The following is a 17765-nucleotide window of genomic DNA, read 5'->3' as shown; positions in this document are numbered from 1 at the left end:
CGCAGCCATTTAATCTGGCTGCGCCCTTTTTGTATGGATCGCGTTTCGGTTAGGCGGGTCGAGCCGCCAACCAGTCACCTTCTCGCCTCACCCCATCACAGCGGCGACAGCGCCGCCGTCCGGCCCCGCGAAGACGGTGTCTTGGCCGGCAGCTTCGGCGAAAGCTCGCTGTCGAGCAGACGCGACAAGGGCTCGGCACCGTCGAATGCTTCCGGCGGCATGATCTCCGACGAATCCACATTCGACATCAAAGTGGGACGCCCTTGGCCGTCCTTGATCCACTGCTCGCCGAGCAGGCTATTCGGCGTCTGGTTGAAGTGCTCGACCAGATGGTCGATAAACGTACGCACCTTGGCCGGCAGGTGACGGCGGCTCGGATACGCAATGTTGATCTCGACTTGCGGCAAACGGTACTCGCCGAGGAGACGCACCAGACGGCCGCGCGTCATATCACGACCGATCAGGTAGCTCGGCAGGATCGCGATACCCATGCCGAGCAGCGCGAACTGACGCAGCATTTCCGTGTTATTGGCCACGATCACATTGGTCGGACGCACCCGCACTTCGCCTTCCGGACCCGTGAAGACCCGTTCGTCGCCCCAGTACTCGGAAGGCAACGAGAGGCACGGATGCTCAAGCAGATGCTCCGGACGCGTCGGCATGCCGTGCTTTTCCAGATAGGCCGGCGTCGCGCACACGGTCATGCAACCCGTGGTCAGACGCCGCGTCACGATGCTCGCGCTACGCATCTGCCGGGCAATCACCACGCCCACGTCGAAACCTTCTTCGACCAGATCGACCTGACGGTCAACCAGCGTGACATCGGGAATGACTTTCGGATAGCGCTCGGCGTAGGTCTGCAGCACCGGCGCAAGGTTGTGCAGCCCAAACACCACCGGCGCGACGATTCGCAAAGTGCCGACGGGTTCGTGATTGCGCGCCACCACCATCTGCTCGACGTCTTCCAGTTCGTCGAGAATCTGGCGTGCGCGTTCCAGATAAACCTGACCTGACTCCGTCAGCGAAAGGCTCCGGGTTGTACGATTGAGCAGACGGGTGCCCAGACGGCCTTCGAGATCGGCTACGTGGCGGGTGGCCACTGCGTTTGAAATATCCATTGCGCTGGCCGCGCGGGCAAAACTGCCGAGATCCGCCACTCTGACGAATACTCGCATCGACTGCAAATGATCCATAAGACAACTCCTGCCGTGTTACAGCTTCCTGACAAACCGGTTCGGCCAGTGAAGCGAACTGGGAATTCTCCTACGACTCGTTAATTCGTGCAGAAGTTGCTCAAGAATCCGGTTTTTTATTAAGTTTCGTATCACCGTACTCGCCAGTGCGGTATCCGGGAGTCAATTGTTCCTTTTCAGGAAACAATATGCTGCGCTGCAGCTTGCACTGTGTTTATTGTTCGAACAGCGGACACCCTGCGATAACGCACCCACGATAGACTGAAAGTCAGCCGCAAGCGGCGAAAATACAAAAAACCACAAAAAAACCGCCCGAAGGCGGTCTTTTATGCGGAGTGAGTACTCACATGATCAAGTTGTGAGCCGTTCCTCAAGCGCCGTTTTTGCATCGCGCAGGGCCGGAGGCAGGTTGTGCTGCAGCGTGTCGAACAACTCCGCATGCAGAGCAAGCTCCGCGCGCCAGGCTGCGTCGTCGACGGAGATCACCTGATCGAACTGGGCCTTGGTGAAGTCGAGACCGCTCCAGTCGATGTCCTCGTAATGCGGCGAGACGCCGAAAGCATGCTCTTCGCCCTGCGCCACACCTTCGATGCGGCCAACCATCCAGCTCAGCACGCGCATGTTTTCGCCGAAGCCCGGCCAGACGAACTTGCCGTCCGCGCCCTTGCGGAACCAGTTCACGCAGAAGATCTTCGGCAGCTTTGCGTTCAGTTGCGCGAGCCGTTCGCCCGTTTTCAGCCAGTGAGCAAAGTAGTCGCTCATGTTGTAGCCGCAGAAGGGCAGCATCGCGAACGGGTCGCGCCGCACCACGCCTTGCTGGCCAGCGGCCGCAGCAGTGGTTTCCGAGCCCATGGTCGCCGCCATGTAGACCCCTTCGACCCAGTTGCGCGCCTCGGTGACGAGGGGCACCGTGGTCGAGCGACGGCCGCCGAAGATGAATGCATCGAGCGGCACACCAGTTGGATTCTCCCAATCGGCATCAATCGAGGGACATTGCGACGCCGGCGCCGTAAAACGCGCGTTCGGATGGGCGGCCTTGCGCCCGGTCTCCTTGGCGATGGCCGGCGTCCAGTCCTTGCCTTGCCAGTCGGTCAGATGAGCGGGGACCTCATCAGTCATGCCTTCCCACCAGACGTCGCCGTCATCGGTCAGCGCCACGTTGGTGAAAATGACGTTTTCCTTGAGCGTGGCCATCGCATTGAAGTTCGTCTTCTCGCTGGTGCCCGGCGCAACGCCGAAGTAGCCAGCCTCCGGATTGATCGCGTAGAGGCGGCCGTCCTTGCCGGGCTTGATCCAGGCGATGTCATCGCCGATTGTCGAAATTTTCCAGCCGTTCAGGCCCTCCGGCGGAATCAGCATCGCAAAGTTGGTCTTGCCGCAAGCCGACGGAAACGCCGCCGCCACGTGATGCTTGCGCCCCTTCGGCGAGGTCACGCCAAGAATCAGCATGTGCTCGGCGAGCCAGCCTTCGGCGCGGCCCATGGTGGAAGCGATGCGCAGCGCGAAGCACTTCTTGCCGAGCAGCGCGTTGCCGCCGTAGCCTGAACCGTAGCTCCAGATTTCCCGCTGCTCGGGGAAATGGACGATGTATTTGGTGTCGTTGCATGGCCACGGGACGTCTTGCGCCCCCTCCGCAAGCGGCGCACCCACCGAATGCACGCACGGCACGAAGTCGCCGTCGGCGCCGAGCACGTCGTACACCTGGCGGCCCATGCGCGTCATGATGCGCATGTTGGTGACCACGTACGGGCTGTCGCTCAATTCGACGCCGATATGCGCGATCGGCGAACCGAGCGGCCCCATCGAGAACGGCACCACGTACATGGTGCGGCCGCGCATGGCACCCTCGAACAGGCCGTCAAGCGTGACACGCATCTCTGCGGGCGCGATCCAGTTGTTAGTGGGGCCAGCATCCTCGCGGCGCTGCGAACAGATGAAAGTCCGGTCTTCGACGCGGGCCACGTCCGACGGATCGGACCAGGCCAAGTAGGAATTGGGACGTTTGGCGGGATTGAGCTTTCTGAGCGTGCCTGCCGCGACCATCTGCGCGCACAGGCGGTCATATTCTTCCTGCGAGCCGTCGCACCAGACGATCCGATCAGGCTTGGTCAACGCAGCGACGCGTTCCACCCAGTCGATCAGTTTGCGGTTTTTGACCCAGTCAGGCGCCTCAATGACCGGGTTTCCTGCAAAGGCGGGATGATTCATCGAGCTGTCTCCGTTTCGTTTATGTAAGCAAAAAGAAAAACGGTACGAGCCCAACGACGCTGCTTGCGAGAGGCGTCAATCCAGTCGCGCCGGCCAGCCGGCGCACGATTGTGCAGGTCGTGATGGGCCATGCAGCCTGTTGCGCGGCGCCTTCCGCCAGCGGCCCTCTGCAACCGTCTGTAAAGCGGCTTGCATCGACACGCAACAAACTGTTAAAAACGTTCTCAACTCTTGCCTTTTCGTTGTCATGCCATCTATGCGGCACTTTCTACGATAAGGCATCCATCCAAACCAGCGTGTGATCTACCTCACATGATGGGACAGCCAGCTTAACACTCCGTTCCGCACCGTCATGGTGCGTCGCAAAACACCAAGACTATGAAGATTGCCATCCTCGACGATTACCAGGACGCCGTCCGCAAGCTCGACTGCTTTCAGTTGCTCGCCGACCATGACGTCAAGGTGTTCAACAACACTGTCCGCGGCCTCGGGCAACTCGCCAGCCGTCTGTCGGAAGTCGACGCGCTGGTGCTGATCCGCGAACGCACCCGCATCAACTCGCAACTGCTCGACAAACTCCCTCATCTGCGCATGATCAGCCAGACCGGCAAGGTGTCGAGCCATATCGATCTGGCCGCCTGTACCGAGCGCGGCATCGCCGTGCTGGAAGGCAGCGGCTCGCCGATCGCGCCGGCCGAACTGACCTGGTCCCTTATCATGGCGGCGCAGCGGCGCATTCCACAATACGTAGCAAACCTTAAGCAAGGGGCCTGGCAGCAGTCGGGATTGAAGACGTCTGCGCTGCCGCCGAACTTCGGCCTGGGTCAGGTCTTGCGTGGTCAGACCCTCGGCATCTGGGGCTACGGCAAGATCGGCCGCCTTGTCGCGGGATACGGCAAGGCGTTCGGCATGGATGTGCTGGTCTGGGGACGCGGTAGCACGCTCGAAGCAGCGCGCGCCGACGGTTACGGTGTAGCCGAAAGCCGTGAAGCACTGTTTGAGCAAAGCGACGTGCTGTCCCTGCACTTGAGGTTGCACGACGACACACGCGGCATCGTCAAGCAGGAGGATCTGCTGCGGATGAAGCCGACCGCGCTGCTCGTGAACACGAGCCGGGCCGAACTGCTGGAAGAGAATGCACTGGTGAATGCCTTGGCGCGTAACCGGCCAGGCATGGTCGCCATCGACGTCTACGAAAGCGAACCGATTCTGCAGGGCTACAGCCTGCTGCGGATGGAAAACGTGATTTGCACGCCGCACATCGGATATGTGGAGCGTGAGAGCTACGAGCTGTATTTCTCCGCGGCGTTCAGGAATATCCTGGCATTCGACAGCGGGGATACGACGAGCGTGGCGAATCCCGAGGCGTTGCAGGGCGGGCGGCGGAAGGCCTAGGCCTACTAGGCCTGAGGCTAGGGCGGCCCGCGAGGCCGCCACGCTTCAGGCTTTCCGTTTTGCTTCAGTCGTGCAGTGCGGTCTCGAGCAATTGCGGTATGTGCCGCAGGAACTGCTCACCGTCCGAGCGGCCGAGGTTGTAGGCGTGCTGCATCTGCGACGGGCTCGTGTAATCCCAGCTCGAAATGGGCACCTTGCGCGACGGCTGCACGTACAACCGTTGCTGCGCGCCGTGCGGCACGACGAACATCTGCGGGCGCGGATAAAGGCGCGTGACCATGACGAGGACGTTGCCGGGCGTTTCATCGAGCGCGCCGACCGGCACGTTGTCGACCATCCCGCCGTCGAGAACCGGCCGGCCGTTGCGCCGCAAGACCGGCGTGAAGGGCGGCGTCGAGGACGATTGCAGGATCAGGTCGGCAAGATCTTCGACACTCGCGCAATCCTGCGCGCGCACGAACTCGGGATGAAAGCCGAGCGTCTGGCCGAGCGTGGGATGCAGCGTCTTGCGCACGTACTTCTCGATGTTGTAAGCGATCAACCCCGCCGCGACCGCGCTGCGCGCGCCGAGCCAACGCGGCAAATGCGACACGCCGATGCGGATTTCCGGCGCCTGCGCGAGCGCAGCGAACTTCTCGCCATAGATGTCGAGCAGCGCCTTGCGGTAGATCCGATAGTGAGGAAACACCGATTCACCGCGCAGCAGGTTGCCCCAGTAGGCATTTCTGGTGTTGTGGCGCAGCGCATCTTCGTAATAGCGCATGACCCAGTCGGAATCGCGCGTGTAGAGCATGCACGCAGTGGCCGCACCCGCCGAGATGCCGGTGATGACGCGCGGCCGGATCTTCAGCTCCGGCTGCACGAGGTCCCAGAAGCCCGCCTGCCACCAGCAGCGATTGCCGCCGCCCGCGAATACAACCTGATCGAACATTATTCCTTTCCCTTGGAATGCGGCGCGTAGCGCTTACGACAGCAGTGCATAGGTGGTGGTGGCGTGGACCGCCATCGTGCCGTCCTCGTCGAACAATTCGACTTCGCCGAATACCAGGTTGCGACCCATGCGCAGCACGCGCGCCGTAATCAGTACGTCGCCCTTGCGCACGGCGCGCATGAAGCTGATGTTCAACGACACGGTGGTCATCGGCTTGAAGCCGTCGAGGGCGGCGGAGATGGCGACGATCATCGCGGTGTCGGCCGCCGCCATGAAGACCTGGCCGCAGATCACGCCACCCGAGTGGCGCAGTTCGCCGGAAAACGGCAGCCGCATGGTGGCGCTTTCCTCGTCGACCTTCACCGGGGTCAGCGCGAGCGTGCGCACCCACGGCGCCAGCACGCGGTCGAGCAACTCTGATATCGCTTTGTCATCCATCATTCGCCCCCGTTTGGGCCGCGTGAGGCTTCTCGCGGCATGGTGTGGCGACATGATACCGGGACGGTAGAAATTGCGTGCTTTTGCGGCCTGTTAGGGCGCCCGCGGGGATGCGATGCCGGGGGTTACGAATTTTTTTAAGAAATCTGCGAAAGGGGGCTAGGCAAGCGGAAGAAAGTCCTGCATAATTCGCAGTCTGTTGGGGGCGTTAGCTCAGTTGGTAGAGCAGCGGACTCTTAATCCGTAGGTCGAGTGTTCGAGTCACTCACGCCCCACCAAAGATATCAAGCACTTAGCCCGGTCACTGCGACCGGGCTTTTTGCTTTCTGGGTCCATGTAGGCAAATTCGGGCCACACTGGTGGCACACCGTCATTTGATAGGACGAACAACGTACCAGAGAAAGGCAGGCGCTTCACGCACGACCGAATAGAAATCGCGAAACTCCCAGAAGCGAGGATATGCGCCACTGACTTCGTCGACGCCAAAGCGTTTGAGAGCCAGCATAGCCCTGGGAAGATGAAAATATTGCGTTACGACCACAGCACTTGAGAGTCCACGATTCCGCATGAATTCGCTAGCGTGGCGTGCTGTAGACCATGTGTCATTTCCTGCGTCATCCACAAAGACCCTATCGCCAGGGACTCCTCGGCGAACAAGCCAGGCCCGCATCGCCTCACCCTCGTTTGTGCCAGAGGAGTCAATGCCGCCGCTAACGAAGATGATTCCACATTGATGTCGTTGATAGCATTCCCAAGCGCGAGTCAGCCTTGCCGCCAATCTTGGTGACGGGCTACCATTTCGGTCTACGGTGTTACCGAGCACAACGGCAATGTCTGCCGAGTGCGGGTGGGTTAGCAGGCCCGCTGAAGCCAACACCACGCTGAGAATCAACCATACACTTACAACGATTTTCAAAAGGTTCAAATGAGAATCCTCGCGGGGCTTGGTGCCATTATCGTTATTGGATGGCTCGCCGTTACGACCGACTTGCCACGTGCGCCCTTAGTCGAGCCATGCACACCAGAATGGTTCTCATACCTTTCTAGTCACTACTTCGATATTTCTGATGGAGAAGGGCACGGACCGGACCCCGGTAGCAGCGAATGGCTTGGATCGATCGAGCGACAGATCGGTCTGCCAGTGGGAGAGCACACTTTAAATTCACAGCGCTGCCAGTTAATTCAGGCGCAACTAGAACATCATACATACATCATTAACCAACAGCTTGGTTGGGCAATTTCACTTTGACGGTGCCGCGAGTCCGAATTTCGCACGCATATCCTCAACCACTTGCATACCGTAGCGCCCCGGACATGCTCGCCCTTCATTGCCAGGCGCAAGGCGTTGATACTCGCGATGCCCTCCCAAAGCGGCGACGTTGAAAAACTCTAGCAGTGTCCCAACCAAGATAGATAACGCGTCAATCTGCGCTCGGGTCGGTATCGCATGATCGATAGCCACGGCATCCCGGGCGATATCTAGCGATCCCTTAAGCTTCTGCCAAAGCGATTTCTGGCTGTACTCCTGCTGCCACGCCTCGCCCGCCTCAGCCAAGTTCTCAAGCAGGACAATCCCTATCTTGCCGGTGTTGTCGCCCGCGACGTGTGAGCCCGTGAACCGGATATCGCGCGCTTCAATCAGTTCGCCCGGACACGAGACAGCATAGTGATAACCGATGTCGTAGAACTTGCGCATGTCATATCCCTGCGCCTTCTGGATTTGTTCGATTGCACCTTGCTCATCCACCGCACACGAATAGCTGTGCCCGGCATGGTGAATCACAATGTCCTGATAGTCCCAGTTCGTCGGAGTTAGGGCGTTCCTCGGTGGTTTTGCGTGCCACGAGGATCGCTCGAGAAGCGCATAACCTTTCTGCTTCAACCGTGTAATGATCACTTGCCGTGTTGCGGCTCGATTGTTGACGGATACCGAGACGGCGTCGTCTTTGCTGCTGCCAGGGACGGTCCGCGCAGAAGTCCAGTGTTCGATCTCGTAATCTGCCACAGTCAGGCCTCCGTGCAAGGTTTTAGCGCGCGCTTTGGTGACGCAAAAACCACGTGGACATCAAGCGGCTGCTCGCCGTCAGTTTCGATCTTTACGTAACCGCCCGCATCGGTTTTACCAGCGTGCTTTTTACCCGCAACGTCAGCAAAATAGTTGCGGTTGCGAAGTGGCTCGCCAGTAGCTGCGTCCCATACAAAGAACCAGCGAACATGGCATGGCTTCTCGGGTTTCTGCGGCACGGGTGATGTAGCGCCCATCGCATTTCCCGCGATGCCGCTGGGCGTCACGTCACCGCCGTCCGATATCATGAACTTGCGCCCATAAACCGCAACGATCCGGGGCGGCGTAGCACATTTGCACAGAACGATGTCACCACCAACAGCCTGGAGCCGGCCACCGTTGACAAGATCAACCATGCGCTTGCGTTCACTAACACCCGCGCCATAGGTGATAACGCCGCTGCTATTACACTTCGCGCAATAACCCTCATCCCCGATGAACACCATATTGCGGGACCTGCCGTTTTCGTCTGCAATGGCCCCAATGGTTTTCTTTGTCGCATAGATGTGGCCGCCTTCGGCGCTGTCAAGCGAATCGCCTTCGACCGCTGCATAGTAGGTAGTCACTCACACCTCTACTGTTTCTCTGTTAGTCAATTTCCTGCAGGCGAAACTTCGCATGAGCGCGTCTCCTGCACCCCAAGGCTTCCGTGTTCATGATGAATACACAGTCCGAAACACATTCTCGAGAAAACCGATCTCCAATAAAATCAGATAAGTCTCGAAAATTTGGGAAATTAGCGACAATGCGCGACGCTTTTGGCGCATTGAAATCGGATGTGGCTCGTCAAGACCAGTTGGCTGTTGGCGGGCTTGCCTCAACCAAATCTGGTGATTGGCATCACTGCCGCTGGTAGGAGCGAAAGGAAAACTGCAGTTCACGGGTTGTTACTGTGGCGTGGGGGCATCGCTGCTGCTGCCGGTGCGCCGGGATGATGCCGATGACCGCAATGTGTCGCCATAGGTAGGCGTGCCTCCTTGCTGGGTTTTGCGGGAGACACCGTCCTCCGGCCGACGGCGAAGCATTGCTGACCTTTTTCATTTCTTCGCACGCAATCCTCACTCCCGCCGAATGCCTTACCTTGTCAGATTCAGTAAGAGACCCAGCGTCGTCGTGGTCGCTCGATATCCGTAAAATCGCCCCAGAATGATCCTCGGGCGGTTGTCAGGTGAGAGAGATGCGAGCGTACATCCGGCTTTGTTTTCAAATTCTTCGATACCTGCCGGTCGTCGTCGCCATCTGCATCGGCGGCATCCAGTCGGCGCATGCCGATTGCGCCTCCACCAGCGCAAACCTGCCGCTGAATCTCACCCTTCCCCCAACGAATATTGCTGTATCTCCGAACCTGCCGCTGGGCGCCACGCTCGGGTCGGCCCACGTCGCCGCGCTGCAAGATATCCCCTTTGTCTGTAACGGGAAGTCGAACGCGCGCGAGGTGCGGTTGGTAACGCCTCCGGTTCCAGTGGCGGATTTCGCCAACGTCTACCGCACCAATATTCCGGGTATCGGCATGCGGATCACCGCCAGCGGCGGGAGCTTCGCCGGAATCGACGACGGCCCGCGACTCGCCCCCTACAACATCCCCTTGCAGCAGCAGGCGAACCACTTAACCGGCTTCGCGCTGCAGGTCGACTTTATAAAAATCGGCGAAGTACAAAACGGAACCTTGGCCGCAGGCAAGCTCGTAACCGTATTCGTCGGCGGCGCTGAACTCATCGACGTCGCGATTCCGAATAGCGCCGTCCTGTTTGTGGCGAATCAGTGCGACGCTGTGCACGTTGGAGGGGCGGTCGCAACAGGCATCGGCACGGCAGGCGCATTCAGCTACGAAAGCATCGCGGTGGGTACCGGTTGCAATCCCGGAGTCGGCGTCGTGCTGCAACTGGATCAGGGCTATGTGTATGGTCGAGGAGCACCGCTGATTACCCAGGACGTGCACAGAAAGGCCGCTACGGTGCCTGACCTCGCTGTTGCCAATCATGCGCAGCTGAGCTACCGAAACCCCAATGCAATCGACGCCTCGGACGGCGGCACCAGCTTCGGCTCCGCGGCGTTCGGCGCGCCTAGCTACGGAGCGGGCGCGTTCGGTGGCAACGCATTCGGCGGAAATTTCCACCGGTAAGCGGCGCCGCTGTAAAGCACTGCCGGGGAGTTTCCTCGTCCAATCCGGCTCCACGGCATCCTCTGATTCCGCGCAGAAAAAGCCGTTCGCCCTGCCAACTACCACCCCGCATCGATCCCTCGCCTAGGCGTGTGGTATCCGCTCCCTCCTCCCTCTTCATCGTCAACCTCACTCTCCGCTTGCATCTACCCAAAATACTGTATAAATTCACAGTATGTATGTTCATACAGGTAGGGGTCAGGCCATGAACCAGCTTATCCGCATCTTGAATGACGACGACCGCGAGACGCTCGCCTGGTTGTGCAAGCACGCTGGCGACGCGCGCGTAGCTGCCGCTGCGCGGCATCTGGGAGGCAACGGCAAGCCGTATGTCTCCGCGGTATGCCGCTATCTGGGCGTACGCCCGCCCATGCCACGCCAGCACATCCGGCCCGTTGAGGACTGCACGGTCGGCGATAGCCATCTCGCCAAGATCCGTCAGTTGCTTGCGCAGCGAGGCCAAGCCCCTTCGAAACACCATCTTTAAAGCAACGCGTCGCCCCGATCTACAAGGAAGATAAGACCATGATCAACGCCACGGCCTTCGATGCGGATGTCCGCGACATCGATCCGATCGCCCTTGAGCGCGCGCTCCGTGCCGCCTCGCTCGACCTTCAGCAGGTTATCGTCACCGTCGCCAAGCGCCACCTTGATAGCGGCCGTCGCGCCTACCCGATCGGCGGCCGAGCACCGACCTGGCGCACGCTACAAACAATCGACGAACAGGTGTTCGAGAACCCCGGCTTTCGCGCAAGACACAAAGAGCACGTGCGGGAGATGTTTGTCCGGTTTGGCGACAGCCGTCTATCCGGAGGGGATCTTGACGAACCGGTTGACTGGCGGCGCGACGACGACGACCTGCCAGTGGTGTATCTAACCGTACGTGCGCTACTGCAGGCCGGCTCGGGCGACGCCGGCGGATCCGACTAACGAATCGAACCGAACAGAACCGGAAGTACCCGCTTGCTAAGCGTGACCCAATAGTTATATTATGACTAGATATTCCAGCACTAGTCATATCCTATGGTCCGCCACTCGCCCCTAGCTCTTGCCGTCCTCGCCATGCTCACCGAAGCGCCAATGCATCCTTACCGGATGCAGCAGCTCATCAAAGCACGCGGCAAGGACGAGGTGATCAACGTCGGCCAGCGCAACAGCCTGTACCAGACCATCGACCGTCTGCTGCGTGCCGACCTGATCGCAATTCGCGAAACCGAGCGCGACGGCGCGTTTCCCGAGCGCACGGTCTACGAAATTACCGAAGCCGGCCGCGACATCGCGCGGCTTTGGCTGCGCGAGCAGCTTGCGCAACCGGCGCGCGAATTCCCGGCGTTCCCGGCCGCGCTCTCGTTCCTGCCGCTGCTGTCGCCCGACGACGTGCGCCGCCAGCTCGAAACCCGCATCGGCGCGCTCGATCGCGAACTGGCCCGCATGGACGCTGCAACCAAGGAGGCCACCGCGATCCAGATTCCGCGCCTGTTCCTGCTGGAAGGCGAACTGGTGCGCGCGCAACTGGTCGTGGAACGGGACTGGGTAAGCAGCGTCGTTGCCGATCTGAAGGCCGGCACGCTGACATGGAGCCCGGAGTGGCTCGACGAGATTGCCAAGCGCTTCACCCTGCCCTCCGATGCATCCACCTACAAGCCAGTCAAGCCCGCTGCCAGGAAGGAGACTCAAGCATGAGCCGCGAACCTTTGAACGTCATCATCATCGGCGCCGGCACCGGTGGCCTGTGTCTTGCGCACGGTCTTAAGCAGGCTGGCATCAATGTGACCGTCTACGAACGCGATCGCACCCGCGTCGACGGTCTGCAGGGCTACCGCGTCGGCATCAACGATCAGGGTGTCGCTGCGCTGAAGGCCTGTTTGCCGCCTGATCTGTTCGACACCTTTCTCGCCACCTGCGCGCGCACGCCGGGTTACTTCAATATCGTGACGGAGCGCATGACTGAACTGTTGTGCGTGCCGATCGACGACGAAGCGTTAAGCGGCGGCAAGTCGGTCAGCCGGATGACCCTGCGGCAAGTCCTGCTCACAGGTCTGGAGGACCACGTTCACTTCGACAAGACCTTCACCTCATACGAGCAGCACGCTGACGGCAGCGTGACCGCGCATTTCGCCGACGGCACGCACGCCACCGCCGATCTGCTGGTCGGCGCAGATGGCGCGCGTTCGAAGGTGCGTCGGCAGTTGCTGCCGGAGGCCCGGCTCGAAAACACCGGCATCGTCAGCATCGCGGCCAAGGTGCCGATGACCGAGGCGTCGCGTGCCCTGCTGCCGCCCAAAGTGCTGGACGGCATCACGCTCATCAACGCGCCGAAGGGATTCGGCGGGATCATTCATGTCATGGAGTTCCCGTGGAGTGCGGAGGGTCCGAAAGAAGGCATCGGCAGCAACGATGCCGAGCTACTCGCGCGTTGGCCTGGCCTGCTCTTCGACAACAGCCGCGACTATCTGATGTGGGGCGTCTGGGGCGCCTTGCGCAATCTGCCGGCGGATCCGAAGTCGCTCGGACAACCGGCGCTACTCGCCCTCGCCACGGAAATCACAGATGGCTGGCATCCCAATCTGCGTGCACTGATTCGCGCGTCCGATCCGGGTACGACCTTTAGCGTGGATGTCCGCACCTCGCTGCCGGTCGAGGAGTGGCCGACCACCAACGTAACCGTCCTCGGCGATGCGGTGCACCTGATGACGCCGGGTCGCGGCGTCGGCGCCAATACGGCCTTGCGCGATGCGGCACTGCTGGCCGCGCGCCTGGGCGATGCTCAGAGAGGCAGGCTGTCCGGGCATGATGCCGTCGCAGGATACGAGGCCGATATGCGCCGCTACGGTTTCCTCGCGGTCGCGGAATCGCGCAAGCAGTTCGACGACCGCGGTGCGCTGCACCGTCCGGTGGTCGGGCGCGTGGCGCTCGGCGCGATGCGCACTGGCCTGCGCGTGGTGAACAATGTGCCCTTGCTCAAGCGCCGGCTGATCAACGCCGAGAACGCGTTTCGCAGCGCCGATCAAGTCGCGCAAAACAACTGATACGGGCTACTTCGGCGTGACGTCGATATTGCCGAGGTACTTCTGCGCCAGCGTCTTTACCGTGCCGTCGGCCTGCACTTTGGCAATCGCCGCGTTGAGCTGGTCACGCAGCGCGGTGTCGCCCTTGCGCAGTCCGAAAGCAATTCCACCGCCGAGGATCTTGTCGTCGCGCACCGGTTGACCGACAAACGAGAAGTCTTTGCCATCCGGCCGCGACAGGAAGCCTGATTGCCCGGAAGGCGCCAGCACGAGCGTCGCGTCAAGCCGGCCCGCACCGAGGTCCGCGTAGATCTGGTTCTGGTCCTGATACGACACGACGTTGACGCCTGCCGCTTCCCAGTGCACCTTCGCGTACGTTTCCTGAATCGACGCCTGCAGCACGCCGACACGCTTGCCCTTCAGCGATTCAGGCGTCGGTTCGAGGCCGCTGCCGTTCTTCGCAATCAACTGCGTGGGCACGCGGTAAATCACATTGGTGAAATCAATCGCCTGGCGGCGCTTCTCGGTGGCGTTCATCGCCGAATTGATCGCATCGAACTTGCGGCCCTGGAGCGCGGGAATCAAACCGTCGAACGAGGTTTCAACCCACTTGCAGCTCAGATGCGCGGCCGTGCAGACCGCCCTGCCGATGTCGATATCGAGGCCTTGCAGGTCACCGTTCGGCCCTTTCGATTCGAACGGCGGATATTGCGCTTCGAGACCGAAGCGCAGCGCGCCAGTGTCGGCAGCGAACGCAGAGACCGACGCCAGCGCGCATGCCAATGCCAACAGGGGTTTGAACAGTTTCATCATGGATTCTTCACCTGGAATTTGACGTCATATCGAGTCTGCCGGTCGCGATGCCAACGACCGGCGGCGGCACTCGTCAGATCGCACAGAGGCGTCGCGCCCCTTCGATCAGCGTGGCATCGTCTTTCGAAAAACTGAGCCGGATCAGGCCGGAATCCGTTCCGTCCGTGTAGAAGGCCGAGAGAGGAATCGTCGCCACCCGGGCATCGCGAATCAGGCGCAGGACGAAATCGCTATCGCGTTCGTCGGAGAAGCCACGAAAGCGCGCCAACATGAAAAAGCTGCCTTCGCTCGGCAGCAATTCGAAACGCGAGTCGCGCAACGCGTGCGTGAGCAGATCGCGCTTGCGTTGATAGAACGCGGACAGCCCGAGATAGGTTTGCGGATTCGCCAGCGCGTCGACGAACGCGTATTGCATTGGCGTGTCGGCGGAGAACACCATGAACTGGTGGACCTTGCGAATCTCGTCCATCAGTTCGGCGGGGGCAAGGCAATAGCCCACGCGCCACCCGGTCACGTGATACGACTTGCCGAACGACGACACAATCACGCTGCGTTCCGCCAGTTCAGCGTGACACGCCATGCTCTGATGCCGCGCGCCGTCGAACACGACGTGCTCATAGACCTCGTCGGCCAGCACCACAATATTGGTGTTACGCGTGACCGCCTTCAGGCGTTCGATATCGGCGTCGTTGAACACGGTCGCCGTCGGGTTGTGCGGCGTGTTGATGATGATCATGCGGGTTTTTGGCGTGATCGCCGCGGCAACCTCGTCCCAGTTCACCCGGAAATCTGTGAGCGACAGTTTGATCGCAACCGGCGTTGCGCCTTGCAGGCGCACGATCGGCGCGTAGCTGTCGAAGGACGGTTCGAAGTAGATCACCTCGTCGCCCGGGTGCACGAGGGCGCTGATCGTCGAATACAGCCCCTCGCTTGCGCTGGCGATCACCGTCACTTCGGCGGCGGGGTCATAACGCACGCCATACAAAGTCTCCACCTTGTCGGCGAGTGCCTCGCGCAGTGCGGCGATGCCGGCCATTGGCGCGTACTGGTTATGTCCGGCGCGCATGGCCGCGGCCACACCTTCCACCAGTTGCGGATCGGGCGCAAAGTTCGGCGCGCCCTGCGAGAGGTTCAACGCTTCGTGTTGGGCGGCCAGTTGGCCGATCACGGTAAAGATTGTCGTGCCTACATCAGGCAATTTTGAGCGGGCGTGCAAGGCGCTCTGCATGGATGCTTTCTCCGTCTGACTGCGAAGCAGCGGAGCGCGTGTTCCATGCGCCCCGGCCGGTTTGACGATTAGGCATCAGCCGGGGCGGGGTCACAATCGATAGTTTGTCATGCACGGCATGAGTTTATGTCATGCCGTGCGCAACGCCGGTACCGCTTACTCGTCCATCAAACGGACTTTGACCTTCTTGCCCTTCACCTTGCCGGCGCTGAGCTTGCGCAAGGCGTCGCGGGCGACACTGCGTTCGACGGCGACATACGTCGAGAACTCGGTCACGTTGATCTTGCCGATCTGCGAACCAGCGAAACCCGCTTCACCGGTGAGCGCGCCGAGCACGTCGCCGGGGCGGATCTTTTCCTTGCGGCCACCGAGAATCTGCAGCGTTTCCATGGGCGGCAGCAGGCGCTCATTGCTGGTCGAAGTCAGTTCGGAAAGCGGATGCCATTCGACCTCGCGCCCCTGCACCTGTTCGAGACCGCCGACTCGGCCCATCTCGTTCATGCTCGCGAGACTCAGCGCCCAGCCTTCCTGATCGGCGCGGCCCGTGCGCCCGATGCGGTGCACGTGCACCTCGGGATCCGGCGTCACGTCGACGTTGATCACCGCTTCGAGTTGCGCGATGTCCAGACCGCGCGCCGCGACATCCGTTGCCACCAGCACCGAACAACTGCGGTTGGCGAACTGGATCAGCACCTGATCGCGCTCGCGCTGATCGAGTTCGCCGTGCAGCGCGAGCGCATGAAAACCTTGCGCGCGCAGCACGTCGAGCAGATCGCGGCATTGCTGTTTGGTATTGCAGAACGCCAGCGTGCTGACCGGGCGGTAGTGATTCAACAACAGGCCAACTGCATGCAGCCGGCCGTCTTCCGTCACTTCATAGAAGCGTTGCCGGATCTTGCTGTTGTCGTGCTGCTCTTCGAGCTTCACTTCCTTCGGACTGCGCAAGAATTGCTGGCTCAGCTTGGCAATGCCATCGGGATAGGTTGCGGAAAACAACAGCGTCTGCCGTTCCTTCGGGCATTGACGCGCCACCGTGGCGATGTCGTCGAAGAAGCCCATATCGAGCATCCGGTCGGCTTCGTCGAGCACCAGCGTGTTCAGCGCGCCCAGCGCGAGACTGCCGCGCTCGAGGTGATCCATGACGCGACCCGGCGTGCCGACCACGATATGTGCGCCTTGCTCAAGGCTCGCGGTCTGAGGACGCATCGGCGTGCCGCCACAGAGCGTCAGCACCTTGATGTTTTGCTCGGCTCGGGCGAGGCGGCGGATTTCCTGGGTGACCTGGTCGGCCAGTTCACGCGTCGGGCACAGCACCATCGCCTGTACGTCGAAGTTGCGCGCGTCGAGGCGCGCCAGCAACGCGAGCGAAAACGCCGCGGTCTTGCCGCTGCCGGTTTTCGCCTGGGCGATCAGATCGTGGCCGGCCAGCGCGATCGGCAGGCTCGCGGCCTGGATCGGCGTCATGTCGACGTAGCCAAGCTGCGCGAGGTTGGCGAGCATCGCCGGCGCCAGCGGCAGCAGGCTGAACGGGGCGCCTGCGGGCGCGGCGGTGGTCGTGGGACTGTTCATGTGTCGATGGCTCGGATGGGCTTACAGGAAAGGACGGCCGTCGATCTGCTCGTAGACCACCGAGCCATCGTCCGCGTCGAAACGCTCGACGTAATTGCGCGCGCCGCACATCGGGCAGCGGAACAGGAGCCCTTGGCCCTCGTTCTTGATCACGACGTCCGCTTGCTCCCACTGTGCTTCGCAGGACTGGTTTCTACACTTGAACACGTTGATTCTCCAACTTCGATTCGTTGATTGGTTCGGCCCTGCCGCAGGCATCGCGCATGCGGCAGAGTGACAGGTTCGGGCGGGCCAGCGCCCGCTCAACCCAGATGGGTATGACGGGAGCGGGGTGCGCTCACTTCCATGTCGGTGAGCCCGTGGACGATGCCGCAATCCTCTACGGCCTGTTCGATCTGGCATTGCTCGCGCAATGACGTCAATTGCGCCTTGAGCTGCTTGAGCTCGTCGATCCGCGTATCCACGTGCGCGATGTGCTCGTCGATCAGCGCGTTGATCGCGCCGCAGCCGTCGGCCGGGACATCGGTCAAGCGCAGCAGGGCGCGGATCTCGTCGTGAGTCATGTCGAGCGCCCGGCAGTTGCGGATGAAGCGCAGGCGTTCGACGTGCCGCGCCGCATAGCTGCGGTAATTCGCTTCGGTGCGGTCCGCTTCGGGCAACAGACCCTCTTTTTCGTAAAAGCGGATGGTTTCGGTGGTGCAGTGGGCAATCTTCGCGAGTTCGCCGATTTTCATGGAGCCTCCGGATTGCGGCCTT

At 61.0% G+C, this 17765-nt stretch carries 18 protein-coding genes and 1 tRNA gene; 7 read left to right on the top strand and 12 right to left on the bottom strand.

Features of this window, described 5'->3' with window-relative positions; genetic code table 11:
• Nucleotides 1-95: 95 nt before the first annotated feature.
• Nucleotides 96-1193: a LysR family transcriptional regulator gene (locus tag FFS45_RS29340; protein WP_137958138.1), complete on the bottom strand. Its 1098-nt coding sequence runs from the start codon at nucleotides 1191-1193 to the stop codon at nucleotides 96-98.
• Between the two features lie 351 nt (nucleotides 1194-1544).
• The gene (locus FFS45_RS29335; protein ID WP_137958137.1) at nucleotides 1545-3401 is read right to left on the bottom strand and encodes a phosphoenolpyruvate carboxykinase (GTP); all 1857 of its coding nucleotides are present in this window, start codon (nucleotides 3399-3401) and stop codon (nucleotides 1545-1547) included.
• Between the two features lie 378 nt (nucleotides 3402-3779).
• On the opposite strand from FFS45_RS29335, the gene FFS45_RS29330 reads away from it, so the two are divergent.
• Nucleotides 3780-4796, top strand: a complete 1017-nt coding sequence (locus tag FFS45_RS29330) for a D-2-hydroxyacid dehydrogenase family protein (RefSeq protein WP_137958136.1) — start codon at nucleotides 3780-3782, stop codon at nucleotides 4794-4796.
• Between the two features lie 64 nt (nucleotides 4797-4860).
• Here FFS45_RS29330 and FFS45_RS29325 read toward each other — a convergent pair whose 3' ends face one another.
• Both FFS45_RS29325 and FFS45_RS29320 read right to left on the bottom strand, forming a co-directional pair.
• Complete coding sequence (locus FFS45_RS29325) at nucleotides 4861-5727, bottom strand: patatin-like phospholipase family protein (protein ID WP_137958135.1); 867 nt, start codon at nucleotides 5725-5727, stop codon at nucleotides 4861-4863.
• Nucleotides 5728-5760: 33 nt separating this feature from the next.
• Entirely contained in the window at nucleotides 5761-6165 is a 405-nt protein-coding gene (locus FFS45_RS29320) for a PaaI family thioesterase (RefSeq protein ID WP_137958172.1), read from the bottom strand.
• Between the two features lie 202 nt (nucleotides 6166-6367).
• On the opposite strand from FFS45_RS29320, the gene FFS45_RS29315 reads away from it, so the two are divergent.
• Nucleotides 6368-6443: transfer RNA gene (locus tag FFS45_RS29315), tRNA-Lys, on the top strand.
• Nucleotides 6444-6535: 92 nt separating this feature from the next.
• Here FFS45_RS29315 and FFS45_RS29310 read toward each other — a convergent pair.
• From FFS45_RS29310 to FFS45_RS29295, 3 genes are all read right to left on the bottom strand, one after another.
• Nucleotides 6536-6988, bottom strand: a complete 453-nt coding sequence (locus FFS45_RS29310) for a YdcF family protein (RefSeq protein WP_249362980.1) — start codon at nucleotides 6986-6988, stop codon at nucleotides 6536-6538.
• 417 nt (nucleotides 6989-7405) lie between these two features.
• Nucleotides 7406-8170, bottom strand: a complete 765-nt coding sequence (locus FFS45_RS29300) for a peptidoglycan recognition family protein (protein ID WP_137958132.1) — start codon at nucleotides 8168-8170, stop codon at nucleotides 7406-7408.
• A gap of 2 nt (nucleotides 8171-8172) precedes the next feature.
• Nucleotides 8173-8796, bottom strand: coding sequence for a hypothetical protein (locus tag FFS45_RS29295; RefSeq protein ID WP_137958131.1), 624 nt, complete (start codon nucleotides 8794-8796; stop codon nucleotides 8173-8175).
• A gap of 611 nt (nucleotides 8797-9407) precedes the next feature.
• Between FFS45_RS29295 and FFS45_RS29290 the strand changes: the two genes are divergently transcribed.
• The 5 genes from FFS45_RS29290 (at nucleotide 9408) to FFS45_RS29270 (ending at nucleotide 13420) form a co-directional block, all read left to right on the top strand.
• Complete coding sequence (locus FFS45_RS29290; protein ID WP_137958130.1) at nucleotides 9408-10352, top strand: hypothetical protein; 945 nt, start codon at nucleotides 9408-9410, stop codon at nucleotides 10350-10352.
• Between the two features lie 244 nt (nucleotides 10353-10596).
• A complete protein-coding gene (locus FFS45_RS29285) occupies nucleotides 10597-10878 on the top strand; it encodes a hypothetical protein (RefSeq protein ID WP_137958129.1) in 282 nt (93 codons plus the stop codon).
• A 38-nt stretch (nucleotides 10879-10916) separates the two neighbouring features.
• Nucleotides 10917-11321: a DUF2471 domain-containing protein gene (locus FFS45_RS29280; RefSeq protein ID WP_137958128.1), complete on the top strand. Its 405-nt coding sequence runs from the start codon at nucleotides 10917-10919 to the stop codon at nucleotides 11319-11321.
• A 93-nt stretch (nucleotides 11322-11414) separates the two neighbouring features.
• On the top strand, nucleotides 11415-12074 hold the full coding sequence (locus FFS45_RS29275; protein WP_137958127.1) for a PadR family transcriptional regulator: 660 nt from the start codon (nucleotides 11415-11417) through the stop codon (nucleotides 12072-12074).
• Nucleotides 12071-13420, top strand: a complete 1350-nt coding sequence (locus FFS45_RS29270) for an FAD-dependent monooxygenase (RefSeq protein ID WP_137958126.1) — start codon at nucleotides 12071-12073, stop codon at nucleotides 13418-13420. The genes FFS45_RS29275 and FFS45_RS29270 overlap by 4 nt, the downstream gene beginning before the upstream one ends.
• A gap of 6 nt (nucleotides 13421-13426) precedes the next feature.
• Here the strand turns inward: FFS45_RS29270 and FFS45_RS29265 are convergent, their stop codons facing one another.
• From FFS45_RS29265 to cadR, 5 genes are all read right to left on the bottom strand, one after another.
• The gene (locus FFS45_RS29265; RefSeq protein WP_137958171.1) at nucleotides 13427-14209 is read right to left on the bottom strand and encodes an ABC transporter substrate-binding protein; all 783 of its coding nucleotides are present in this window, start codon (nucleotides 14207-14209) and stop codon (nucleotides 13427-13429) included.
• Between the two features lie 76 nt (nucleotides 14210-14285).
• On the bottom strand, nucleotides 14286-15440 hold the full coding sequence (locus tag FFS45_RS29260; protein ID WP_137958125.1) for a pyridoxal phosphate-dependent aminotransferase: 1155 nt from the start codon (nucleotides 15438-15440) through the stop codon (nucleotides 14286-14288).
• Nucleotides 15441-15596: 156 nt separating this feature from the next.
• Complete coding sequence (dbpA, locus tag FFS45_RS29255) at nucleotides 15597-17009, bottom strand: ATP-dependent RNA helicase DbpA (protein ID WP_137958124.1); 1413 nt, start codon at nucleotides 17007-17009, stop codon at nucleotides 15597-15599.
• A 21-nt stretch (nucleotides 17010-17030) separates the two neighbouring features.
• Entirely contained in the window at nucleotides 17031-17216 is a 186-nt protein-coding gene (locus FFS45_RS29250; RefSeq protein WP_137958123.1) for a hypothetical protein, read from the bottom strand.
• Between the two features lie 95 nt (nucleotides 17217-17311).
• Entirely contained in the window at nucleotides 17312-17743 is a 432-nt protein-coding gene (gene cadR / locus FFS45_RS29245; protein ID WP_137958122.1) for a Cd(II)/Pb(II)-responsive transcriptional regulator, read from the bottom strand.
• Between the last annotated feature and the right edge of the window lie 22 nt (nucleotides 17744-17765).

This window comes from Burkholderia sp. 4M9327F10 (assembly GCF_005503145.1).
In the GTDB taxonomy this organism is placed as follows: Bacteria; Pseudomonadota; Gammaproteobacteria; order Burkholderiales; family Burkholderiaceae; genus Paraburkholderia.
The sequence above is the reverse complement of the archived record's forward strand: the minus strand, read 5'-3'. Positions and strand labels throughout refer to the sequence as shown.